A 24248-nucleotide genomic window follows, 5' to 3' on the forward strand; every position below is an offset into this window, starting at 1 on the left:
ATTCATGACTTTTGCACCAACGGTAGGCTGACCCTGAACAAAGCGCCCTCGCCCAACGTACTGTGTACGCTGATAGAACCGTTGTGAGCGGCGATGATCTGCTCAGAAATAAACAGCCCCAACCCCAGCCCGCTCACAACGTCACTCCCGGCAACCCGCTCGAATTGATGGAAAATTCGTTTCTGGTTTTCTTCACTGATGCCAATACCCTGGTCTCTCACGTCGATGATGGCACTCGCCCCTTCAACATAAACAGAAACCTGCACCGGTTTGCGGGCACCGTAGCGCAATGCGTTGGTCAGCAAGTTGGACACTACCTGCTCTATTCGGAATTCATCCCACTGACCTATCACTGACTGGCGAACGGTAAAGTCGACTCGCGATTGTGCTGCGCTGATTTGCGCTGCGAAGCTTTCGAGCAGATTGGCCACAGTTTGCGACAAGTCAAACGTCGAGGGGCGAATCGATAACTTGCCGGTGCGTATGCGCGACACATCCAGCATGTCTTCTATCAGGCGGATAAGGCTCTGAATCTGGCGTTCGTCGCGATCGACCATGGCGTGCATTTTGTCCATGGTAAAGGCAGCGGCATTTTCGCGGGCCAGATGCATTTTGCGCAGCTGGGTTTCAAGAATCAGTCCATTGAGTGGCGTACGAACTTCATGAGAAACAATCGACATGAAATCGTCGCGCATACGCACCGCATGCTCAAGCTCACACTGGGTAACTTTCAGTTGTGCCAGCAAGGTTTCTTGCTCGCGGCGGCTCTGTTCCAGCGCTTCAACCTGATGCTTCATGGCCTTGCTTTGTCGATACAACTCGACAAACACATTGACCTTACTTTTGACCGCATGGATATCCAGTGGCTTGTGTAAAAAGTCCACGGCACCACTTTCGTAGCCCTTGAAGGCATAGTTCATCTCGCGCCCGGCGGCACTGACAAACACGATCGGGATATTTTTGGTTTTTTCAGTACCGCGCATTAACTCGGCCAGTTCAAAGCCGTTCATACCCGGCATCTGAACATCAAGAATGGCCATCGCAAACTCATGTTGCAGTAATAGCGACAGCGCCTCGTCCGCGGACAGGGCTTTGTAAACCGTGCGATCCTCGCGTGTGATCAACGCTTCCAGCGCCAGCAAGTTCTCAGGCAGATCGTCAACGATCAGCAACTTGGCTTGAATTTCACTTAGTAGCATTAGATTCGTTCCAGCTCGACGAGCAAACGGGCAATGCCGTGCAAAGGAAGGATGTAGTCCGGTTGGCAGCGTTCAAGCGCTGCATGCGGCATGGTGGCCACAAGGGCTTCGGTCGGGTCTTGCACAATGGTCAAACCGCCTTGCTGTTTGACCGTTAGCAACCCTTGGGCACCATCCTGGTTAGCCCCCGTCAGTAATATTGCAGCCAGACGCGATTGATACACATCGGCTGCCGACTCAAAAAGGTAGTCAATGGAGGGGCGGGAATAGTGCACCCGCTCCTCGCGGCTCAATGAAAAACTGTGATCGTGCTCTATCGAGACATGATAACCGGGGGCCGCAAAGTACAAGGTCCCCGGGGCAATAGGCTCTTTGTCGTCGACTTCCTTGACCGGTAATAACAAACGATTGTTGAACACAGCGGCCAGCTGGCTGCGACGCTCATCAGGAATATGCAAGACCACAATAACCGGCAACCGAAAGCCTGGTTGAACGTTGGCAAAAAGCGTCAGCAATGCCTCGACGCCACCTGAGGAGGCGCCAATGACCACAGCGTCTACAGCCCTGAGTTCGGTGGTCATAGCTTTCGGTAGATCCGTTCTTGCTTGAGCACCGGCGCAAACGCTTTGCTGTAATCCGAAAAATCGAGAGTTTCCTTGCTACCCAGCATCAGAAAACCGCGATGACAAAGTGACTCATGGAACAAACCAAACGCTCGGTTTTGAAGATTTTTGTTGAAGTAAATCAACACGTTACGGCACGAAATTAAATTAGTTTCTGAAAACACACTGTCGGTCGCCAGGCTGTGGTCGGCGAACGTGACGTTCTCACACAAGCTCTTGTCAAAGATGGCGTAGTCATAAGCCGCCGTGTAGTAATCGGCAAACGAGCGTTGACCTCCCGCCTTTTGGTAATTGCTGGTGTAGCCGCGGATGCTTTCCATCGAGAAAATGCCTTGCTTGGCTTTTTCCAGCGAACGCGGATTGATATCGGTGGCATAAATAATGGTGCGGTCCAGCAGCCCTTCTTCCCGCAGCAAGATGGCCATTGAGTAGACCTCTTCGCCGGTGCTGCAACCGGCGATCCAGATTTTCAGCGAGGGGTAGGTCTTGAGAATAGGCACCACCTCCTGGCGGATCGCCAGGAAGTGCTCAGGATCGCGAAACATCTCACTGACCGGAATCGTCAAATACTGCAACAACTGCATAAACACAGTCGGGTCATGCAGCACGCGCTCCTGCAAGGCCGAAATAGTGTTGCAGTCGAACTGACGCATTGCGTGATGGACACGGCGCTTCACCGAAGCACCGGAGTAGTCACGAAAGTCATAGCTGTATTTGAGGTAGATCGCTTCGATCAGCAACCTCAATTCAATGTCGGTGTTTCGATGCACTTAGAGTCGTTCCATTTTCGGTAGCCAGACCCGGATCAGAGAGAACAGGCGATCCAGATCAATCGGTTTAGCCAGATAATCATTGGTGCCTGCCTGCAGACAACGCTCCTGATCGTCCTTCATCGCTTTGGCTGTTACGGCAATGATCGGCAGCTTGCGCCAACGCGGGTCTTTGCGAATTTCAATAGTGGCTTCATAACCATCCATCTCCGGCATCATGACGTCCATCAGCACCAGGTCGATGTCTTCCACTTCGTTCAGGCGCTCAATGGCTTCACGGCCATTACGGCCAATCACCACGATGGCACCTTTATGCTCAAGCGCACTGGTCAGGGCAAAGATGTTTCGTACATCGTCATCCACCAGCAAAATCTTGCGCCCTTCAAACACCTTGTCGCGGCTGCGAGCAGTCTGGAGCATCGTTTGGCGCTCATGAGACAACTGGGATTCCACTTTGTGCAGAAATAATGTCACCTCATCGAGCAAACGCTCAGGTGAACGCGCGCCTTTGATGATGATGGAGCGCGAGTATTTGCGCAGTTCGGCTTCTTCATCGCGGGTCAGGTTACGTCCGGTATAGACGATGACCGGCGGGAAAGAACAAATATCTTCAGTCGACATGCGCTTGAGCAAATCACCACCGAGCATGTCCGGCAGTTTGAGGTCGATGATCATGCAGTCGTAAATATTGCTGCGCAGTAGATCCAATGCTTCCTGTGCGAAGCCAACTGCGGTGATTTCAATATCATCATCGCCGATCAGGCGGGCGATGCTGTCGCGTTGTAGATCATCGTCTTCGACCAATAACACTCGCTTGACCTTCTGGGTCAATTTGGCTTCAAGTCGTGCAAACACATTTTTCAGTTCTTCACGGGTCGTCGGTTTCACCGCATAACCCACTGCGCCCATGTGCATCGCCGCTTCTACACGGTCCTCAACGGAAATCACGTGTACCGGAATGTGCCGGGTCGGCGCTGACGCTTTAAGGCGTTGCAGCACTGTCAACCCGGAATGATCAGGCAAGCGCATGTCCAGCAAAATAGCGTCGGGAATGAACTCAGCAGCCAGCCCGAAGCCTTCGTCCGCGCCGTGGGCCACCAGGCAGTTATACCCCAGCTCATGCGCAAGATCGAAGAGGATACGGGCAAAGTTCGGCTCGTCTTCAACCACCAAAATACAGCGAGTGCTGAACGGTGCTTTTTCACGGTCATCGGCAAAACGGGGAATGTGTACAGGCGCAACCTCAACGGGCACCAACACAGTGCTGGCCGGTACGGGCCGGGGCGATGGCGCGACCTTGGGCGTCATCGGCTCGGCAGGCTCGACAAATTGCTCAGGCATGATCAACGTAAACTCACTGCCCTGCCCCGGCGTGCTGCTGATACTGATGGAGCCGCCGAGTAAAGTCGCCAGGTCACGTGAAATCGACAACCCCAAGCCGGTACCGCCATAGCGGCGATTGGTGGTGCCGTCAGCCTGACGGAACGCCTCAAAGATACTTTCTTGCTGATCCTGGGCTATACCAATACCGGAATCCTTCACTGTGAAGGCAACCCCTTCGCCGGGCACCCGCGCAACGGTGAGGCTGACCTGACCTTTTTCGGTGAACTTGATCGCGTTGGACAGCAAGTTCTTCAGGATTTGCTCCAAACGCTGGCTATCGGTGTAGAGCATGGGCGGCGTGCCGGGTTGCACTTCAACCTTGAGTGTCAGCCCCTTGTCCGCGGCCAATGGCTCAAACATCCCGCGCAAGCCTTCTACCACCCTCGCTACGCTGGCGTTTTCGGGCAAGACTTCAAGCTTGCCAGCCTCGACTTTTGAAATATCCAGAATGTCATTGATCAGGTTAAGCAAGTCATTGCCCGCCGAATAGATCGACTCGGCGAACTTGACCTGCTCACCTGAAAGGTTTCCGTGAGGGTTCTCAGACAGCAGTTTTGCCAAAATCAATGAGCTATTGAGGGGCGTGCGCAGCTCATGGGACATATTGGCAAGGAATTCGGACTTGTACTTGCTGGACCGTTGCAGCTCCTGAGCGCGCTCTTCCAACTGAACCTGAGCCTCATTAAGCTCGATATTCTTGCGGTTCATCGCATCGCGCTGACCGGACAGAGCTTCGTTGGTCTGCTCCAGTTCCGCCTGCTGGGTCTCAAGGTTAGTCTGCGACTCTTTAAGGATCTGCGATTGCTCCTCAAGCTCTTCGTTGGCGGTCTTGAGTTCTTCCTGTTGCACTTGCAGCTCTTCATTTAGCTGCTGAGTCTCAGCCAGTACCTCTTGCAGACGTTGACGATAACGAGCAGCCTCAATCGATGTACCAATGTTGTCGGCGATCAATTCAAACAATTCAATATCACGCTCAGTCAAGGCCCTGAGAAAACCCAACTCAATCACACCATTGACCCGATCATCATCGCTGGTTGGCACCACCAGCACACTGCGCGGCGCGCCTTCGCCCAACCCGGAGCTGACTTTAAAGAAATAGTCTTGAGGCACATTGTCCAGGCGAATCAGCTGGTCCTGCTGAGCGGCTTGGCCGACCAACCCTTCATCATTGTGAACCAGTTGATCCTTAGCCTCTTGCTCACGGGAAAACCCATAAGAAGCCACGCGCTTGAGGCCGCCATGATCTTCGCGCACATACACGGCGCCCACCACGCTGCCCAGATACTGGGCGCAGAATTGAAGAATATTGCGTCCCAGCATATTCAGGGTCAGACGCCCCAATACCTGTTCAGCCAGCTCGGTCTGGCCGTTACGCAGCCATGCCTGACGCTCCAAACGTTCCGCCGTCTTGATATAAGACTCGAAGTTTTCGTTGTAACTATTTGAAAGGTTTACTAAATCACGACGTCCTACATAGGCCAGAAACCCGCTTAGGCCGAGGATAAATATCAGGTAAAGGCTGATGCTGATGACAGTCGTCTGGCTGACTTGATCACTGCGGGCCACCCGCAATTGCTGCTCTGTTTGAATGAACTCTTCGTATTCCTTACGTATCTCATCCGTCAGACGTTTGCCTCTGCCGGACTGCACCGCGGCTTTGTAATCACCGTTCTGACGACTCAAATCAACCATTGACTGTGCGTACAGCGCCCATTCTCTCTGCAAAGCTTCAAGGCGCTTGAGTCGATCGACTTGCTGCGGATTATCACTGACCAGTTCTTGCAAGCTTTGTAATTGCGCAACTATTTGCGGCTTGGCAACGACATAAGGGTCAAGAAAGTGCTCGTCTCCGGTGATGAGGTAGCCACGCATCCCTGTTTCCAGGTCAACCGTGAGCCTGGCGGCTTCATTGGCGTTGCTAATGACACGATCACTGTGTTCGACCCAGCGGATCACCGACAACAGATAGCTGATCATCACCACAAATAGCACGGCACTGAGCACGCCAACGGCCAAGGGCAAGCCTACGTTTCGACTTAAAAGCTTGCGAAAGCTTCGCTCATCAATGGATGCGGGGGATTTCATGTGTCGAGTCCGTACTGGAGGCAAAAACGAGAGTTTGCAGGATAAGCGACGAGCAGTTCCATCTTCTTACAGACAAGAGAGAAATTTCGTACAAAATAATTCAATTTAAACCTTCACAAGGCTATTCTTGCCCACATTGTTGAGACTCAAGCGGTACTGAATGAGCCCAACGTTCAAATTCTTGAAGAGATCATGACTATGCCCGCAACAACCTCCACGATCCTTGTGGTTGAAGACGACAGCATTGTCAGAATGCTGATCGTAGACGTGCTTGAAGAGCTGGAGTTCAACGTGATTGATGCTGATTGCGCTGAAAAGGCTCTGGTTTCTCTTGAGAATCTGGACAAGCGCATAGACCTGCTGATGACCGATTTTAGCCTGCCCGGTTTCAACGGTCAGGAGCTGGCAGGCAAAGCCCGGCACTTGCGCCCAAACTTGCCTGTTCTGGTTGCCAGCGGCCTGGCCGAAACACTGGAGCTTTCCGATGGTGTGTATTTGATCGGCAAACCCTTTTCCATTGATCAGTTACGCGACAAGGTTAAAAGTATTCTTGATCCTGAGGTTTGCCCTGACTTGATTTGACCTGCCCCGCAGAGCTGTGCTTTCCTAAGCACCTTGTATCAGGTGCCCTTCACAGGGTGAAACGGGAAACCGGTGCGTCAGGCATTATTGGCTGACAAGTCCGGCGCTGCCCCCGCAACGGTAAGCGAGAGAAACATCAAAGCCACTGCGCCTCGTGCGTGGGAAGGAGATGTTTACAGGCTCAAGCCCTTTGAGCCCCTCGCAAGCCCGGAGACCGGCCTGGTTCTTTTTGAATAACAAACCCGCGGTGGGCGGGCGCTGTTGAACCCTGCGAGCCTCGTTCGCGGGGTTTTCTTGCGCTCTCATGCCCGCTGCCAGCCCCGAGGCAAGCGCCATGTCCACTCGCACCAGCAGCACCCATGCCATTGCTACTCCTACCACGCAAAGCCAACGCATCGTAGCCGCTGTCAGCGCCGCCGTGCTGGGGGTTTTCCTCGTTTACTTTGCTGGTTTCTCACACATCGATGCAGTTCACAACGCAGCCCATGACACCCGTCACAGCTCTGCATTTCCGTGCCATTGAGAGTGCCTGCCATGATTAAGCGTATCGCTCAAACCGCGGGTTTCACCGGCTTATTGGCAGCCCTGCTGTTGACACTGCTGCAAAGTTTTTGGGTTGCCCCACTGATTCTGCAAGCAGAAACCTTTGAAAAACCGGCAGCAAGCGAAACCCATGACCACGCTGACATGAACATGCCCGCCCACGAGCATAACGCCGAGGCCTGGGAGCCGGAAGATGGCTGGCAGCGCGTGCTATCCACCACAGGTGGAAATCTGGTGGTTGCAGTCGGTTTCGCCTTGATGCTGGCGGGCCTGTATACCTTGCGTGCCCCCACCCGCACTTCTCAGGGCCTGCTCTGGGGGCTGGCGGGGTATGCAGTGTTCTGTCTGGCTCCAACAATGGGACTGCCGCCGGAACTGCCGGGCACTGCCGCCGCCGACTTGTTGCAACGCCAGCTTTGGTGGGTCACCACGGCCGCATCCACAGCGGTGGGCATTGCCCTGCTGGTCTTCGGCAAACATTGGGCGCTCAAGGTACTTGGGGTTGCCATTTTGCTGGTGCCGCATCTCTTTGGCGCACCTCAGCCTTTGGTTCACTCAAGCCTGGCACCGCAAGCACTTGAGTCCCAGTTTAAAATAGCCGCACAACTGACCAACTTCGTTTTCTGGCTGGCGTTGGGGGTGATTAGCGCCTGGTTGTTCCGTCGCAAACCTGACGGCCAGTATTCAGCGTGAGGGAGGCAGCCACAGGGCCAATTCTGGTGATTGGCCTTGGCTGCCGACAAGGATGCAGCGCTGAACATTTACGCGCGCTGATAGAACACTCACTGGGCAAAGCCGGCATCAGCCTCAGCGAGATCAGCGCTTTGGCCAGCATCGACACCAAACAGCATGAGCCGGGGTTACTGCAAGTGGCTGCACACCTCAATCTCAGGCTTGAGGTCTTCAGCGCCGAGCAATTGGCGCCGTACACGTCAAGGCTCAGCCACCACTCCACAATAGCGTTTGAACATACGGGGTGTTTTGGCATAGCCGAAAGCGCGTCTTTGGCCCTTTCGGAACAGCTCGGCACATGGCCAGCCAGCCTGTTGATCACCCTGCAAAAATCATCAACCGCTACCTTTGCGTTAGCTTCATCAGAGCAAAAGCCGCGATAATCCCCCGCCTCACTATGAGCAATGTTCACGAACAGCTCTATCACGACCCTTTCAAGAGACTCCCATGACTGTCTATTTCATCGGTGCCGGGCCTGGCGATCCAGAGCTGATTACCGTCAAAGGCCAGCGCCTGATCCGTAGCTGCCCGGTGATTATTTATGCCGGCTCGCTTGTTCCTGAAGCGGTACTACAGGGGCATCACGCCGAACGCGTCATCAACAGTGCCGAGTTGCATCTAGAACAAATCATTGCGTTGATCAAAACCGCCAATGACGAAGGTCACGATGTCGCCCGCGTGCACTCCGGGGACCCGAGCCTCTACGGCGCCATTGGCGAGCAAATTCGCTGCTTGCGAGCGCTGGGCATCGCCTTTGAGATCATTCCCGGAGTCACCGCTACGGCAGCTTGTGCTGCGCTGCTGGGGGCAGAACTGACATTGCCGGACATTTCGCAAAGCGTCATTTTGACACGCTATGCGGAAAAAACCGTGATGCCGCCCGGAGAAGAACTGAGCAGTCTGGCGCAACATGGAGCGACCATGGCCATTCACCTGGGTGTCAAAAACCTTGAAAGCATCGTTCGCGAATTGTCTCCGCATTACGGCAGCGACTGCCCCATCGCTGTCATCCATAGAGCCAGTTGGCCGGATCAGGATTGGGTAACCGGCACGCTGTCGGACATTGCACTGAAAGTCCAGGCCAAGGGTTTTACCCGTACAGCGCTGATTCTGGTAGGCCGGGTACTGGGTAATGATACGTTCTCGGATTCGTCACTCTATCGTGCCGGACATGCCCACGTGTATCGCCCGTGAATGAGGGCAACCTTAAACGGCGCCCATAAAAAAACGGTGCTCACGGGGCACCGTTTTTCCATGCAACTGGCAGCGAACGCTTTTTTACTGAGGCAACTCAGTAGTAAGCGTTTTCTTTCTGCGAATGGTCTGTCACGTCACGCACGCCTTTAAGCTCAGGAATACGCTCCAGCAACGTAAGCTCGATACCTTCGCGCAACGTCACATCCGCCTGGCCGCAGCCCTGGCAACCGCCACCGAACTTCAACACCGCAATGCCATCTTCAACCACTTCGATCAGGCTAACTTGACCACCATGGCTGGCGAGCCCTGGATTGATCTCGGTTTGCAGGTAGTAGTTGATGCGTTCGTTGATCGGACTGTCATCATTGACCATTGTCACTTTGGCATTCGGCGCCTTGATAGTCAGTTGTCCGCCCATGCGATCAGTGGCGTAGTCCACCACGGCATCTTTCAAAAACGGCTCGCTGACTTGATCGATATAGGCCGTAAAGCTTTTCAGGCCCAGAACCGTATCTTCAGGCTTCACTTCTTCTTTCTTGCAGTAAGCAATACAGGTTTCAGCGTACTGAGTACCCGGCTGGGTGATAAAGACGCGAATGCCAATATCGTGGGAGTTCTGCTTGGACAGCAGATCAGCCAGGTAATCTTGGGCGGCGTCGGTAATCGTTATGGCGCTCATGGAATCTCCTCACAGACATGGGGGCAGTTTACGCCAATCGGCGCGCCTGACAAAGTCCTAGTATTTTTGTCAGGAAATCCGCCCCCACGAGTCATGAATTACAGGTTTTCGTAGCGGTTCATGTCCAGCACGCCCGCCTCTACCGGGTCGGTTTCATTGATGTACTGGCCAATATCATGGAAGTACTGCCAAAACTCGGGATTGCTGCGACGAATACCCCAGCGCTCGACAATGGCATCGAAAGACGCTTGATCCTGGGACTTCTCCATCGCCTGAACAAAGGCTTCAACCTCGCCCGCGGGGATGTTGAACATAAAGTTGGGGTAGCTGCTCAGCACACCCGGATAGATGGTCAGAGTGTCCAACCCCGGTTGCAAGCGGTACTCCTCGCCCAGCATAAACGCCACGTTGGTGTGCGCGCGGTTACGCAGCATGCTGTACATCTCACGATTGCCATCGCTGCCTTCGATGCGCAGCATGGTTGCTTCCGGCAGTTGGTTGATGACCACCAGCCCCGCAGCAGGCCGCGAAGTCAATCGACTCAAGGACTGTTCTGCGTACTGGAACTCCCGAGCGATATTGGGCCGCGAGCAATAAGCACCCGTGCAACGGTTGATGGGATCGGGGCGAGCGTTCAGTGTGCCGGTGCGCTCAATCAGCTTGAGAGCAAAGTCACGCTTGGGGTCTACCGGATCGAGCTTCATCCCGGTCGGGGTGTCCGTGTCGATTTTCTGGTAGTCCATCCACATTTTCAGCTTGCCACTGTTTTGATACCAGTCGCCGAGGATCGCGGCCCGGGAGTCCGCCGGCATCAAACGCAGGAAGTTGACCTCGGCGCCGTTGCGGATCAAGTCAAAGTACAACCGCGTTTGCGCTTGGTGGGACACGTTGCCAAACACATCGAAGTTGACCGCCAACTGATAATAGGTGCGCTCCAGCAAAGGATAATCAAACAGCCACAGGGTTTGCGGCACCTCGCCCACCAGACCTTTGGTGACACTGGCACTGTCGAAGTGGCGGAAGATGGTCAGCAAGGCATTATCGTTACCCGCCCACAGTGTCGACCAGCTGGGCGGTGGCATTTTCGCATACGCGTCCTGACGTAACTTTTCATAGTCGTTACGTTTGTCGCGGTAGTTGTGCCACAGGGTAATAATGCTGCCAACGTCGTCGATCTGGCCGGGCATCGCCAACAAAGGCGTTGCTTCACCTCGATACGCGGCATCCACCACATACCGATCACGCGCGGGCTCCTGGAACACCGCCCAGAAGTTGTCACGGATCACGTCCGTAGCAATTTGCCCACGGCAGACCGGCCCGCGAATGAAGGTCCGCACAAAGTATTCAGCGTTATCGAGCATGAACTGATAACGCGCCACGGCTGGAATGGCTTCAAAGGTTTCAAACGGGTTGGCGCGACCGCGCGGGCCATAGCCAGGCAAACGCGAGGCATGCCAATTACCGCTGTAAAACAATTCTTTGACACGCTCCAGTTTGCGCTCCCCCATCGGATAGGTGATGTGGGTTTTGTGCACAATCACGCCCTGAACGGGCATCAGGCGATAGTAAAACGTAGTGCCCGGGTCATCGTTCGGACGACGTGTCGCGATCAGATCGACAGGCTGGCCACTGGGCGTACGCGAACGTACCCACTGGAAGTAATGGCCCGGTACGCCGTTGTCCAAATAAACATGCGCGAGAAACAAGTGCTCGTATAACCAGCGCGCGACCAGCGCTTCGGTTGAGCCCGGACGATTGAATAGCTCTTCCCACTCGGCAATCTGTGCGGCTTCGCCCGCCGTTGGCTTGATAGCGTTTTGATCAACAGGAGCCCCTGCAGCCAGCCAGCCCTGCAATGTGCTGTATTGCTGATCTGTCAGCCCGGTCACTGCCAGCGGCATGCCTTCTTTGGAATGGCTTTGTGCGTAGGCATTGAACTCACCCGGTGCCGGGCATGAGTTCTCACGGTTCAGGCCCAACACGATTTCTTCAGGCAGTTTGGCGTTAGGCGTTAACGGTGCGCTATGCCCCAACTCCAGCATGCGCGCCATAAGAGCCGCTTGTGCGCCCTGAGCATCGAGCACTGAGTAAAAGCCTTTGTTACGCCACTCAGTCGGGCCATTGGCATCATAAAAAATCCGCGTCGGCGGCACCGGGGTGGTCCTGTCACCTTTATAAACCGGAACTTTGCTGGCCCCCCGTGTAGCCCCTTCGGCACTGCCGAGGTTGAGTTGGCAGGCAGCGTCGTTGCACGCGTGGCAGGCAACGCACTTTTCAGTAAGGATCGGTTGAATATCTCGGGTATACGAAATAGCCGGGCTGACGAGCGGGACCTGCCCAAACGTTGTACTGCACATCACCAGCGTCACGGCGCCGGTGAGTAGGCGAAAAAACATGTGCCATTGTCCTGATATTAGAGTGTCGCAATTCTACCCATGGAGCGCCCGCCTAAACATGAGCAAAATTCATGTAAATCGGCGAGTGATCAAATACCACGCAGGTTTGTTATGCTTTGGCATCTTTTGCATGGCTCTAAACAGGTAGTCCTATGTCTGACCGCAGCGCTCGTCTCCAAGCACTTCAGCAAGCCCTCAAAGAGCGCATTCTGATTCTCGATGGCGGCATGGGTACTATGATCCAAAGCTACCGTCTCGAGGAACACGACTATCGTGGCACACGCTTCGCTGACTGGCCGAGTGATATCAAGGGCAACAACGACCTGCTGGTCCTTACACGCCCGGACGTTATTGGCTCTATCGAGAAGGCCTATCTGGATGCTGGCGCCGACATTCTCGAAACCAACACCTTTAACGCCACTCAGGTTTCTCAAGCCGACTACGGCATGCAAGCCCTTGCCTACGAGCTAAACGTAGAAGGCGCACGTCTGGCACGCAAGGTGGCCGATGCCAAAACCCTTGAGACGCCAAACAAGCCTCGTTTTGTTGCGGGCGTTCTGGGGCCAACCAGCCGCACCTGCTCACTGTCTCCGGATGTCAACAACCCCGGTTACCGCAACGTCACCTTCGATGAACTGGTGGAGAACTACACCGAGGCCACCAAAGGCCTGATCGAAGGCGGTGCCGACCTGATCCTGATCGAAACCATTTTCGACACCCTCAACGCCAAAGCCGCGATCTTCGCCGTTCAAGGTGTATTTGAAGAGTTGGGTATCGAGCTGCCGATCATGATTTCCGGCACGATTACCGATGCCTCCGGCCGCACCCTGTCCGGCCAGACTACCGAGGCGTTCTGGAACTCGGTCAGCCATGCCAAGCCGATTTCGGTGGGCCTGAACTGTGCACTGGGTGCCAGCGAGCTGCGCCCCTACCTGGAAGAACTGTCCAACAAGGCCAACACCTACGTCTCGGCGCACCCCAACGCAGGCTTGCCCAACGAGTTCGGCGAGTACGACGAACTGCCGTCCGAAACCGCCAAGGTCATTGAAGAGTTCGCCCAAAGCGGCTTTTTGAACATTGTCGGCGGCTGCTGCGGCACAACGCCAGGGCATATCCAGGCCATCGCCAACGCCGTGGCCGGTTATGCACCGCGCCAGATCCCGGACATTCCCAAGGCCTGCCGCCTTTCGGGCCTGGAGCCGTTCACCATTGATCGCAACTCGCTGTTCGTCAACGTAGGTGAGCGCACCAACATCACCGGCTCTGCGCGATTTGCCCGCTTGATCCGTGAAGACAACTACACCGAAGCCCTGGAAGTGGCTCTGCAACAAGTTGAAGCCGGTGCGCAAATCATCGACATCAACATGGACGAAGGCATGCTGGACTCGAAGAAGGCGATGGTCACCTTCCTCAATCTGATCGCCGGCGAGCCCGACATCTCCCGTGTGCCCATCATGATCGACTCCTCCAAATGGGAAGTGATCGAAGCCGGCCTCAAGTGCATTCAGGGCAAGGGCATCGTCAACTCGATCAGCATGAAAGAAGGCGTCGAGCAGTTCATCCATCACGCCAAACTGTGCAAGCGTTATGGCGCCGCCGTGGTCGTGATGGCCTTCGACGAAGCAGGACAAGCCGACACCGAAGCGCGCAAAAAGGAAATCTGCAAACGTTCGTACGACATTCTGGTCAATGAAGTGGGCTTCCCGCCGGAAGACATTATCTTCGACCCGAACATCTTCGCCGTGGCCACCGGCATCGAAGAGCACAACAACTACGCTGTGGACTTTATCAACGCCTGCGCCTACATCCGCGACGAACTGCCCTATGCACTGACCTCCGGCGGCGTGTCCAACGTGTCGTTCTCGTTCCGTGGCAACAACCCGGTGCGCGAAGCCATTCACTCGGTGTTTCTGCTATACGCCATCCGCAACGGTCTGACGATGGGCATCGTCAACGCCGGACAATTGGAAATCTACGACCAGATCCCGACTGAACTACGCGATGCTGTCGAAGATGTGGTGCTCAACCGCACCCCCGATGCCACTGATAACTTGCTGGCGATCGCCGACAAGTACAAAGGCGACGGTAGCGTCAAAGAAGCCGAGACCGAAGAGTGGCGCAGCTGGGACGTCAACCAGCGTCTGGAGCATGCGCTGGTCAAGGGCATCACCACCCATATTGTGGAAGACACCGAAGAGTCACGCCTGTCCTTCAAGCGCCCGATCGAAGTGATCGAAGGCCCGCTGATGTCAGGCATGAACATTGTGGGCGACCTGTTTGGCGCCGGTAAAATGTTCCTGCCGCAAGTGGTTAAATCCGCCCGCGTGATGAAACAGGCGGTCGCGCACCTGATTCCGTTTATCGAACTGGAAAAAGGCGACAAGCCCGAGGCCAAAGGCAAGATTCTGATGGCCACGGTCAAAGGCGATGTGCATGACATCGGCAAGAACATTGTTGGCGTGGTGCTGGGCTGTAATGGCTACGACATCGTTGACCTGGGCGTTATGGTGCCGGCCGAGAAAATCCTGCAAGTGGCCAAGGAACAGAAGTGCGACATCATTGGCTTGTCCGGCCTGATCACCCCGTCACTGGATGAAATGGTTCACGTAGCCCGCGAAATGCAGCGTCAGGGCTTCCACCTGCCACTGATGATCGGTGGCGCGACCACTTCCAAGGCCCACACGGCAGTCAAGATTGAACCCAAGTATCAGAACGACGCCGTGATTTACGTCACCGACGCCTCCCGCGCTGTGGGCGTGGCAACACAGTTGCTGTCCAAAGAGCTCAAACCGGCATTCGTCGAGAAGACCCGCGAAGAGTACGTTGAAGTACGCGAACGTACGGCCAACCGCAGCGCCCGAACCGAACGCCTGAGCTATGCGGCATCTATCGCCAAAAAGCCGCAGTTCGACTGGGCCAACTACCAGCCGGTCAAGCCCACCTTCACTGGCGCCAAGGTGCTGGATAACATCGATCTCAAGGTGCTGGCCGAATACATCGACTGGACTCCGTTCTTTATCTCGTGGGATCTGGCAGGCAAATTCCCGCGCATCCTCACCGATGAAGTGGTCGGCGAAGCCGCAACTGCGCTGTATGCGGATGCACAGGAAATGCTGAAAAAACTGATCGACGAGAAGCTGATCAGCGCCCGCGCGGTCTTCGGCTTCTGGCCGGCCAATCAGATCAACGACGACGACCTGGAACTGTACGACGACAACGGCCAGCCGTTAGCCAAACTGCATCACCTGCGCCAGCAAATCATCAAGACCGATGGCAAGCCGAATTTCTCGCTGGCCGACTTTGTCGCGCCAAAAGACAGCGGCATCACTGACTACGTGGGTGGTTTTATTACCACGGCCGGGATCGGCGCCGAAGAAGTGGCCAAGGCTTATCAGGACGCAGGCGACGACTACAACTCGATTATGGTCAAAGCGCTGGCAGACCGACTGGCTGAGGCCTGTGCAGAGTGGCTGCACCAGCAAGTTCGTACCCACTACTGGGGTTACGCCAAGGACGAACAACTGGCCAACGAAGAGCTGATCAAAGAGCAATACAGCGGCATCCGCCCTGCTCCCGGCTACCCGGCCTGCCCTGATCACACCGAGAAAGCCACTCTGTTCAAGTTGCTCGACCCTGAAGCCGAAGAAATGCGTGCAGGCCAAAGTGGCGTGTTCCTGACTGAGCACTACGCCATGTTCCCGGCCGCAGCGGTCAGCGGCTGGTACTTCGCACACCCGCAAGCGCAATATTTTGCGGTGGGCAAAGTCGACAAGGATCAAATCGAAAGCTACACAGCACGTAAAGATCAGGACCTGTCTGTCACCGAGCGTTGGCTCGCCCCGAACCTGGGGTATGACAACTAAGCCCCCGCCACGTAACGCATGAGCGCTGCCGCAGACTCTGTCAAAACAGAGTCGCTACGCCCCCATCGCAGCCTGCGGCAGCGACTACAGCAATAAGTGCCCTGAACTACACTCATGCCACTGCCATCTGCGCGAGTGAGTGACATGAGCGACCCGGCTGACAACAAACCTCCTACCTTCTGGCAAGTCCTGCACAGCGTGATGGCTGCCGCTTTTGGCGTGCAAAGCTCAAAAAACAGGACACGCGATTTCACCCACGGCAAACCCGCCCAGTTCCTGCTGCTGGGTTTGCTGTTTACCGGGGTATTTGCCCTGACGTTGTTCGCAATCGTCAAGCTGGTGCTGTATTTCGCGGGGGTCTGACTATTGATGACTCACCCAGTACACGGCTGTCGCCACGACCAGAATTATCAAAAAAAGTATGGCCCACGCATCGACTTTGCTGTCGCTTTTACGCACTTTGACTGGAGTACTCATCGCATCGCCTTTTTTCGGTTTTATGGGTGAATGCTTCAAGACTCCACTGAGTTAAGCCCAGCAATGCCCTTCTCACAAGTAAGGGATTTAGAATCAGTCGCTTATAGTCGTTTTCGTTCTGTCCATATGCTTAAACATCACTTTTGCGCATAACTACAAACTGGTATCGTGCCCAGCTCCGTGGGGAGTGCGCGGCCGTGCGCGCAGATAAGCTGTTAGCAGCCTGAGAACAGGACCTATATGTACGTATATGACGAGTACGATCAGCGGATCATCGAGGACCGCGTCAAGCAGTTCCGAGATCAAACCCGACGCTATCTGGCCGGTGAGCTGAGCGAAGAAGAATTCCGCCCTCTGCGCTTGCAGAATGGCTTGTATGTTCAACGTTTCGCTCCGATGCTGCGGGTCGCTGTGCCCTATGGCCAATTGACTTCGCGCCAGGCGCGGATGATGGCAAAGATTGCTCGCGATTATGACAAGGGCTATGCCCACATCAGTACCCGCCAGAACGTACAGTTCAACTGGCCAGCGCTGGAAGACATTCCGGACATTCTGGAAGAGCTCGCTACCGTGCAAATGCACGCTATCCAGACCAGCGGCAACTGCCTGCGTAACGTCACCACCGACCAGTTTGCAGGCGTTGCCGCCGATGAACTGATCGATTCGCGTCCGTGGTGTGAAATCGTACGTCAGTGGACGACCTTCCATCCTGAATTCGCGTACTTGCCGCGCAAGTTCAAAATTGCGATCAACGGCTCCGCGTCTGACCGTGCCGCGATTGAAGTTCACGATATCGGCCTTGAGCCCGTATTCAATGATGCCGGCGAACTGGGCTTCCGAGTACTGGTCGGCGGCGGTCTGGGCCGCACCCCGGTGATCGGGGCCTTTATCAACGAATTCCTGCCGTGGCCTGACCTGTTGAGCTACCTCGAAGCCATCTTGCGGGTCTACAACCGCTATGGTCGTCGTGACAACAAGTACAAGGCGCGGATCAAAATTCTGGTTAAAGCGCTCACACCAGAAGTGTTCGCCGAGCGCGTTGAAGCCGAAATGGTTCACCTGCGTGGTGGTTCAAACACCCTGACCGAAGCCGAAGTCCAACGCATTGCCAAGCACTTCGTCGACCCGGAATACAAAACCCTGCCCGACTTCGGCGCTGAACTGGCTGAACTCGATCAGCAGCATCCAGGCTTTGCCCGTTGGCGCGTGCGCAACACCTTGGCTCACAAAAAGCCGGGCTATGTCGCCGTAACCTTGTCGCTTAAACCTACAGGCGTTGCGCCGGGTGATGTGACTGACAAGCAGTGGGACGGTATTGCCGACATGGCGGATCGCTACAGCTTCGGCCAATTGCGCACCTCCCACGAGCAAAACATCATCCTTGCCGATGTTGAAGAGAACCAGTTGTTCGCCATGTGGGGTGAGTTGCGCGAGCTAGGTTTCGCTACGCCTAACATTGGCCTGCTGACCGACATGATTTGCTGCCCCGGCGGCGATTTCTGCTCGCTGGCCAACGCCAAATCCATCCCGATTGCCGAATCGATCCAGCGTCGTTTTGAAAACCTCGACTACCTGTTCGACATTGGTGAACTGGACCTTAACATTTCCGGTTGCATGAACGCCTGTGGTCACCACCACGTCGGTCATATCGGCATTCTGGGTGTCGACAAAAAAGGCGCCGAGTTCTATCAGGTCTCATTAGGCGGTAGCGCCAGCCGCGATGCCAGCTTGGGTAAAATCCTCGGCCCATCGTTTGCTCAGGACGCCATGCCGGATGTCATCGAAAAGCTGATCGACGTGTACGTTGAACAACGCACTGAAGACGAGCGTTTCATCGACACTTATCAGCGTATCGGCATTGACCCTTTCAAGGAGCGCGTCTATGCAGCGAATAATTAAGAACAACGAAGTCATTGATGAAACCTGGCACTTGGTGCCAAAGGACACCAGCTTTGACGAAATATCCAACTGCGACGATCTGATCGTCCCGCTGGCGATGTGGCGTGAACACGGCCACGCCCTCAAGGCTCGCGATGGCGGCTTGGGTGTGTGGTTGGACAGCGATGAAGAAGCCGAAGAAATTGGCGAAGACGTGGCGAACTTCCAGGTGATTGCCTTGAACTTCCCGGCCTTCACTGATGGACGCAGCTACTCCAACGCCCGTCTTCTGCGTGACCGTTACGGCTTCAAAGGCGAACTACGCGCCATTGGCGACGTACTGCGCGACCAATTGTTCTACCTGCACCGCTGCGGCTTTGACGCCTTTGCCATTCGTGCCGACAAAGACCCGTATGAAGCACTGGCAGGCCTGAAGGATTTTTCGGTGACCTACCAGTCCTCTACCGACGAGCCGATGCCACTGTTCCGCCGTCGTTGAGACCTTGAAAGGTTCTGGGTCGGAAGATCCAGAACCTTTTACTTAATTCCCTGCCTGAGCCTCAGCCTCATTTACGGCCCCTGCCAATGGATGCGCCTGCAGTTCTGAGGTGGTCAACCTGGTAATCAGCGCCTGCCTGGCTTGATTACGCTCTTCTCTGATCGCATTCAAACTCTCAAGATAGGCGCCGTTAGATTGGCCCTGCCGCTGCGAAAACAAAACATCCAGACGCTGTGCAAAAGGTTCGTCAGACAGACTGAACGCCTCTGGGTATTTTTTCTCTAAGAATTCGTACCAAAAGTCTCGTGTTTCGATTGAAGCTTTCAATGCCGAAGGTGTTTCCTGACGCGCGACAGACGCACGGGCGGTTTCAACCTCGGCCTGCGTCACTTGGGCAATTTGTGCAAAACGCATGCTGGTTGGCCGCGCGGGCAAGTCCAGACGATTGGCCAACTGGATGTGGTAATACATTTGTATCTCCAGCGGGTCGTGTCGGGCCAACCTGCTGCGCAATCCTGCTGCACTGAGTAACGGCGCCAACCTCAGGGCCTCGGGTGTGCCCAATCGATAGGCAACACCTTGTTGTTCTTCAGCACTCATTTCACGCAAGGGAGTGGGCGCAAAGTCAGGGCTTGCGGCGTCAACAAGTGCTTGCAGTTGTTCAACGTACTCCTGTTGCTCGGCGAGGATGACTGCATGACGAGCATTGATCACCTCTGTGACATGCTTGTCGAGCAACTCCAGGCGAAAGAGCCCACGTGCCAATTTCAAGAGTTCTTCTTCTGTACCGGACTGACGCAAAGCAGTACTTACGTGACGCTGCAACTCCAGACTGGCGAACGTCATTGCGCTCCCATCACGGCAGGTTCGCGGGTTAGCCGCAATGTCGAATGACCGGCGCCGCAACTCGCTGTTTTCATGCATGGCTGTGAGCATTGTCCAGACACGCTCGGTGAGATCATCCTGAGTTCGCAAAAACTGCTCAGATTCACTCATATCCTCCAGCACCCGAAAAAACGATCTTGATTGCCTCAAGCTCGATAAATCATTCCAAATTCGCGTTTGATCAAGTGTCGGCTGGCGAGCCCAGTGCAGTATGCCTCTGGCCGACCTCGCATGCGCATGAAGCACTTCAACACCTAAATTGATGCCCTGTTCACGCCGATAAATATCAAGACGGCGAATCGAATCGGCATTCAATGGGTTGTCATGCAGGTTAGTCACACGATTGATTACAGCTCTTTGAGGCGTCAATACTTCGCTGGGTATATGAATAATTGCGTTGTCTCGTAAATCCAGAACCTGTAAACGCGTGAGATTTTCCACACCTTCAGGCCATTCACTGATCTGGGTATGCCGCAGTCGCAAGGCCTCCAGATCCGGTAGTTGGCCCACTGAAATTCGTCGCCCCAGTGGATTGCCCGTCAGGTTCAGCGATTTAAGTTTGTTCAGCCCTGACAACATCGTGACGGCATCAGAACTCAATGCTACCTGATTACCTTGAAGATTCAGTTCTGTGAGGTGCGCCAGCGTGGCCAGTGATAAGGGTAACTCGCGCAGGTGATTATTTTCGAGCGACAGCACGCGCAAGTTGGGAAAGCGTTGCAGAAAATGAAATGGCAGGTTGCCGCTGGGAGAGTCGGCCAATCGCAGGGCACTTATATGGCTGAAATCGGCTGACAACACCGGCAAGCTATCGACAGGCCAACTATTGAGATCGAGTACATGCCCGACATGATCGCCAAAATTGATCGTGGGCGTTTGCCGTCTCCAGGCCAGTATCAATCGCTGGCCAATTGCACGTTTTTCAGCAGCGGACATGAGCACCCTGGGGCCTGTGTGTGGCTGACTCCAAACAGGGCCTGAGGCCCACTGTTCGAGGTCGATGCGCAAGGTCTGTAATTGAGTCTTGAGCGCCGCGAGGGCCCGGGTTGCCAGAGCCGGACTGAGCCGCAAGTGGTATAAAAACTGCCCTGCTTGAACCTCAGTCATCAAGGGATAAAGCTCCAGCACAAGGTTCTTGAGTAACCGTGATTTGTTTTCATCCACAAGATGCCCCGAGCGGCCACCCAAGGTGTAGCCTATACGACCATCCGCCAGGCGCATGGGGGGTTTTAACCAGGGCTTTATCGTCTGCAAGCCTAGCTTTTGGGCGCTATTGATGCGCTCATGAGCGGCCAGTGTGGCCACTTTATGGGCAAATGCCTGCCCGGCATTAGCCTCCGGCATGCCCATGGCCGCCCGCGCCGATGGCGAAAGCGCTCTTACGACGCACTTCAAGAGTTGAGGGCTGCTGTACGTGTCTTCAGAGACCGTGCTGAAAAACTCATAATTGTCAGCGTTTTTGATAAGTTCCACTCGGTTTGGGGCTGACGCATGACCCAACCGGTCCAACTCCTGACCCGTGGTCTTGTCGCGAATCACAAGCCTCAAATTCTCTGGCCAGCCCGGCAAACGTTGCATGGTGTGCCAAGCCAGCTTTTGAGTATCAACATTGCTCAAACCTTCAAAATAAAGCCCTTCCAGCGCGCGATTCAGACGCAAGAATTGAACATAACTGCGCGCCTCTTCCAGAACATGCAACGGCAGGCGGTTGGTTTGTTCAAGAACGGACACTTCGCCAGGTGCAAGATGACTCATCAACTCAGTCATCACAGAAACCGGCAACCCGGAAAAGTGATCAGTGATTGCATTCACATACGGCGTGACAGGTTCGCTGGCGTGGTACAACCGGGTCACCAACCTTTGTTTTACCGTTTCAGCATGATCGCCCAATGTGCGTGCCAACAACTGAACCTGCTCGTCGACACCGACCACATCCTCGCCTGATAATTGGGCACGTTGTTCTGAAGAAAGACACTCCAGTGTTGTCTTGAGCAAGTCCCCGTTATTGATCTGTGCATCGGTTATCTGCATCCGTGGGTGCATGGCTGCAAGTTCACTGCCGTATTCTTTGACAGTCCCGCCTTTTACATCCACTACACGCAGCACCTGACCGGAAGGCCACCCTGCAAGCTCGGTCAGAAGTTCCAGTTGCAAGTCAGTATTATCAGAGCCGGTAATAACGCCTTGCTTCATCTGCAGAATAAAACGTTCGACTCTTTCGCAGAGACCTGCACGCTTTATGCTGTCCGCGAGTAAAGGAGGAAGGGGCAAGTTATCTGTAAACAATGCACGCAGCATGTCGTCGGTTGTATTTGAAGCCTGCAACACAGCGTCCATGGAATGGCTTGAGAGCACCTGTGCATCAGGCCCCAAACGCCTGCACAACTGCTCACGACGCCACAGTTGAGGGTTATCCAGTTCGTGAGTCCAGGCGCCGTGATTGTTATGGTGCAATTTTGGGGTGTAGGCCTGGGGATCATTGGGGTGCTGGATATAGCTCTGTGTACTCAGGGGATCTGCCTTGATCCTGTAAACCTTGCCCTCCAGATTGATATATGACTGCCCTTCAAAAAAATACACGCCTTGAGCATCCGGTTTGATACCCCCAAGCGATATGTTTCTCACCTCATAGGGCTTCAAGTCCGGCACCCACAACCGCTTATGTCCTTGTACTGTCGTCACAGGTATTAATCCATCCACCACCGCAGAAGGCTTCAACGCTTTAGCCGCGCCAGCCGTACCCGCTGCCAAGGCCAGGTTCTGGACGATATCAAACAGGTACTCAAGTGCCTGTACACGATCACCCCGCCGCCAGGCCTTGATGCCTTCGTACACTTCGGTCCCCAGTTGAGCCACACTGACGGCCAATAACACCTCACCCAGTATGGGTACAAAACCCAGAGCGATACCGAGCAAACTGACGCCTAGATTTAAATACGATGCCAAACGGGTAACACGGCTTTTAGTGTCTTCATCGTCTGTAGGTACAACTAATACGCGCGCATCATCCTTCATTTGCTCAAGTTGCAAGCGCCAGGCGACTTCAAATGGCGGTTGTGTTTGAGGAATATGTTGAGTTTCTAGAAACAATGCCGGTTCATCGATAATGGGCGGCCGTCGAATCAACAGCGAATCCAGTGTCAGGTTTTTGGTGTCGATTCTGCGCATGAATTCGCTACGGTGGCGCAAAGGCACAAGCCTTGCGAAGTAACGCGTGAAACCGGGTTCCTGGAGCCACCCTCGCAATTGCTCCTTGAAGGCCGTGAACGTTTGAAATAAATGAAATGACTGGCCGGGGGCCTGCGGCAAGTACACCAGGCAGCGTTGCACCTGTGCGGTGGGTTTGCGTTCCGGCCACATCACAATAATTCCGGGAATTTCAAAGCCCATTATTTTTAAAGTACTGTGCCGGGGATGGCCTTGCGCAGCAGAAATTTTCGTAAGGGCCAGCAGATCAACCATAAACATATAGTTCGTCGGACTCATTTGCTTCTTCATGTAGGCAAGATGCAATGCTGACGCAAACATATGTTGTTGATTCAAGCTGAACAGGTAATTTAGTTTATAACGTGTCGACCTTGGGTCATCACTGGGCCATCGATCATCGGGTGGGGCAAAAATATTACTCAGGTGAGTTTGATACTGTTGACCCAAATCCAGATTGCGACAAATCCTGGCAAATACCTCTGGTTTCAGAGATGAAGCAATGCGCGCAGAAGCGCCCTCTACTTTATAAATCAATGATCCCTGGGCAAAACCATTTACCTCGGTCTGAACGGCCTCAAAATTTTGCATGGCTGCCTGTAGCAGGCTTTGATGTGTAATGCTCGATACGATATTAACTTCCAGACTTTGGGGTACCAATAAGTCAGGTAACAGCAACCGGATGAGCGTGTCAGCCAGCTTGAACTGTTGCTGACTCAAAAAAACCAGCAAATTGTTCAGCAGGTGAACTTCTTTAAGACCATGCGCTCGAGGTGTTATAGCCCCCCACCCGTGTGCAGCCAATGCCGAATTCAATAACGGCTCGCAAAAAATTTCAATGGGCCTTATTTGCGACAAAACTTGCGAGACAGCCTGCTGAGTGACTTGCCCCTGCCTGATACTTTCACGCAATGCTTCACGAACAAACGAGGGCGCATCCTTGAACCACGATGGCAGCAGGGGCCCAATAAAGAGTTCATGCAGATTAGTGGCCTCTGTATTGGCCAGTTCCTGCGCACTGAGTGTTTTAGATGCGGTGGAATCCGCTTCTAGTGCCTCTACAGGATTTTCCATAAAACAAACCTGAGTTATTCATAGAAGCATTAGCTTATAGTCATAACCCAGACTGATTGAGTCAATTAGTTGATCAGTCACATGCCTATTCAAGCAAGCATATAACGTTAGAAAACAAACATGTACCGCACAAAATAAACATGTAAAGAAGTTACTTGCCAACAGCCCCTGGCGAGACA

General features: G+C 54.3%; 16 protein-coding genes and 1 riboswitch. Of the genes, 9 read left to right on the top strand and 7 right to left on the bottom strand.

Annotation, left to right across the window (positions count from 1 at the left end; genetic code table 11):
* Nucleotides 1-2: 2 nt before the first annotated feature.
* Genes FJD38_RS15800 through FJD38_RS15815 form a run of 4 tightly spaced genes read right to left on the bottom strand, consistent with a single transcriptional unit; the run spans nt 3 to nt 6060 of the window.
* Nucleotides 3-1199, bottom strand: coding sequence for a hybrid sensor histidine kinase/response regulator (locus FJD38_RS15800; protein WP_146386189.1), 1197 nt, complete (start codon nt 1197-1199; stop codon nt 3-5).
* A complete protein-coding gene (locus FJD38_RS15805) occupies nt 1199-1780 on the bottom strand; it encodes a chemotaxis protein CheB (protein WP_146386191.1) in 582 nt (193 codons plus the stop codon). The genes FJD38_RS15800 and FJD38_RS15805 overlap by 1 nt, the downstream gene beginning before the upstream one ends.
* On the bottom strand, nt 1777-2592 hold the full coding sequence (locus tag FJD38_RS15810; RefSeq protein ID WP_122782699.1) for a CheR family methyltransferase: 816 nt from the start codon (nt 2590-2592) through the stop codon (nt 1777-1779). Before FJD38_RS15810 ends, FJD38_RS15805 begins: the two co-directional genes overlap by 4 nt.
* On the bottom strand, nt 2593-6060 hold the full coding sequence (locus tag FJD38_RS15815; RefSeq protein WP_122782698.1) for a response regulator: 3468 nt from the start codon (nt 6058-6060) through the stop codon (nt 2593-2595).
* Nucleotides 6061-6258: 198 nt separating this feature from the next.
* Between FJD38_RS15815 and FJD38_RS15820 the strand changes: the two genes are divergently transcribed.
* The 5 genes from FJD38_RS15820 (at nt 6259) to cobM (ending at nt 9111) form a co-directional block, all read left to right on the top strand.
* Entirely contained in the window at nt 6259-6642 is a 384-nt protein-coding gene (locus tag FJD38_RS15820) for a response regulator (RefSeq protein ID WP_146386377.1), read from the top strand.
* Nucleotides 6643-6665: 23 nt separating this feature from the next.
* Nucleotides 6666-6879: riboswitch (cobalamin riboswitch) on the top strand.
* 97 nt (nt 6880-6976) lie between these two features.
* The gene (locus FJD38_RS15825) at nt 6977-7165 is read left to right on the top strand and encodes a CbtB domain-containing protein (RefSeq protein WP_146386193.1); all 189 of its coding nucleotides are present in this window, start codon (nt 6977-6979) and stop codon (nt 7163-7165) included.
* Nucleotides 7166-7176: 11 nt separating this feature from the next.
* Nucleotides 7177-7878, top strand: coding sequence for a CbtA family protein (locus tag FJD38_RS15830; protein WP_146386195.1), 702 nt, complete (start codon nt 7177-7179; stop codon nt 7876-7878).
* A complete protein-coding gene (locus FJD38_RS15835; protein WP_146386197.1) occupies nt 7875-8300 on the top strand; it encodes a cobalamin biosynthesis protein in 426 nt (141 codons plus the stop codon). The genes FJD38_RS15830 and FJD38_RS15835 overlap by 4 nt, the downstream gene beginning before the upstream one ends.
* 64 nt (nt 8301-8364) lie before the next feature.
* A complete protein-coding gene (gene cobM / locus FJD38_RS15840; protein WP_122782694.1) occupies nt 8365-9111 on the top strand; it encodes a precorrin-4 C(11)-methyltransferase in 747 nt (248 codons plus the stop codon).
* 97 nt (nt 9112-9208) lie between these two features.
* On the opposite strand, the gene nfuA is transcribed toward cobM, so the two are convergent.
* Together nfuA and FJD38_RS15850 are read right to left on the bottom strand one after the other, a co-directional pair.
* Entirely contained in the window at nt 9209-9793 is a 585-nt protein-coding gene (nfuA, locus tag FJD38_RS15845; RefSeq protein WP_146386199.1) for a Fe-S biogenesis protein NfuA, read from the bottom strand.
* A 98-nt stretch (nt 9794-9891) separates the two neighbouring features.
* A complete protein-coding gene (locus FJD38_RS15850; RefSeq protein WP_146386201.1) occupies nt 9892-12189 on the bottom strand; it encodes a fatty acid cis/trans isomerase in 2298 nt (765 codons plus the stop codon).
* Nucleotides 12190-12341: 152 nt separating this feature from the next.
* Here FJD38_RS15850 and metH point away from each other — a divergent pair, with 152 nt between their 5' ends.
* From metH to FJD38_RS15870, 4 genes are all read left to right on the top strand, one after another.
* Entirely contained in the window at nt 12342-16052 is a 3711-nt protein-coding gene (metH, locus tag FJD38_RS15855; RefSeq protein WP_122782691.1) for a methionine synthase, read from the top strand.
* A gap of 144 nt (nt 16053-16196) precedes the next feature.
* Nucleotides 16197-16415 (top strand): DUF2970 domain-containing protein, encoded by a 219-nt coding sequence (locus FJD38_RS15860; protein ID WP_122782690.1) that lies wholly within the window; start codon nt 16197-16199, stop codon nt 16413-16415.
* A gap of 354 nt (nt 16416-16769) precedes the next feature.
* The gene (locus tag FJD38_RS15865) at nt 16770-18428 is read left to right on the top strand and encodes a nitrite/sulfite reductase (protein WP_122782689.1); all 1659 of its coding nucleotides are present in this window, start codon (nt 16770-16772) and stop codon (nt 18426-18428) included.
* Nucleotides 18412-18906 (top strand): DUF934 domain-containing protein, encoded by a 495-nt coding sequence (locus tag FJD38_RS15870; RefSeq protein WP_122782688.1) that lies wholly within the window; start codon nt 18412-18414, stop codon nt 18904-18906. The genes FJD38_RS15865 and FJD38_RS15870 overlap by 17 nt, the downstream gene beginning before the upstream one ends.
* Before the next feature lie 42 nt (nt 18907-18948).
* Here FJD38_RS15870 and FJD38_RS15875 read toward each other — a convergent pair whose 3' ends face one another.
* Nucleotides 18949-24069 carry an NEL-type E3 ubiquitin ligase domain-containing protein gene (locus tag FJD38_RS15875; RefSeq protein ID WP_146386202.1) on the bottom strand — a complete coding sequence of 1707 codons (5121 nt, stop codon included), beginning with the start codon at nt 24067-24069 and terminating at the stop codon, nt 18949-18951.
* Between the last annotated feature and the right edge of the window lie 179 nt (nt 24070-24248).

This window comes from Pseudomonas saxonica, from assembly GCF_007858365.1.
GTDB classification, from domain to species: Bacteria; Pseudomonadota; Gammaproteobacteria; order Pseudomonadales; family Pseudomonadaceae; genus Aquipseudomonas; species Aquipseudomonas saxonica.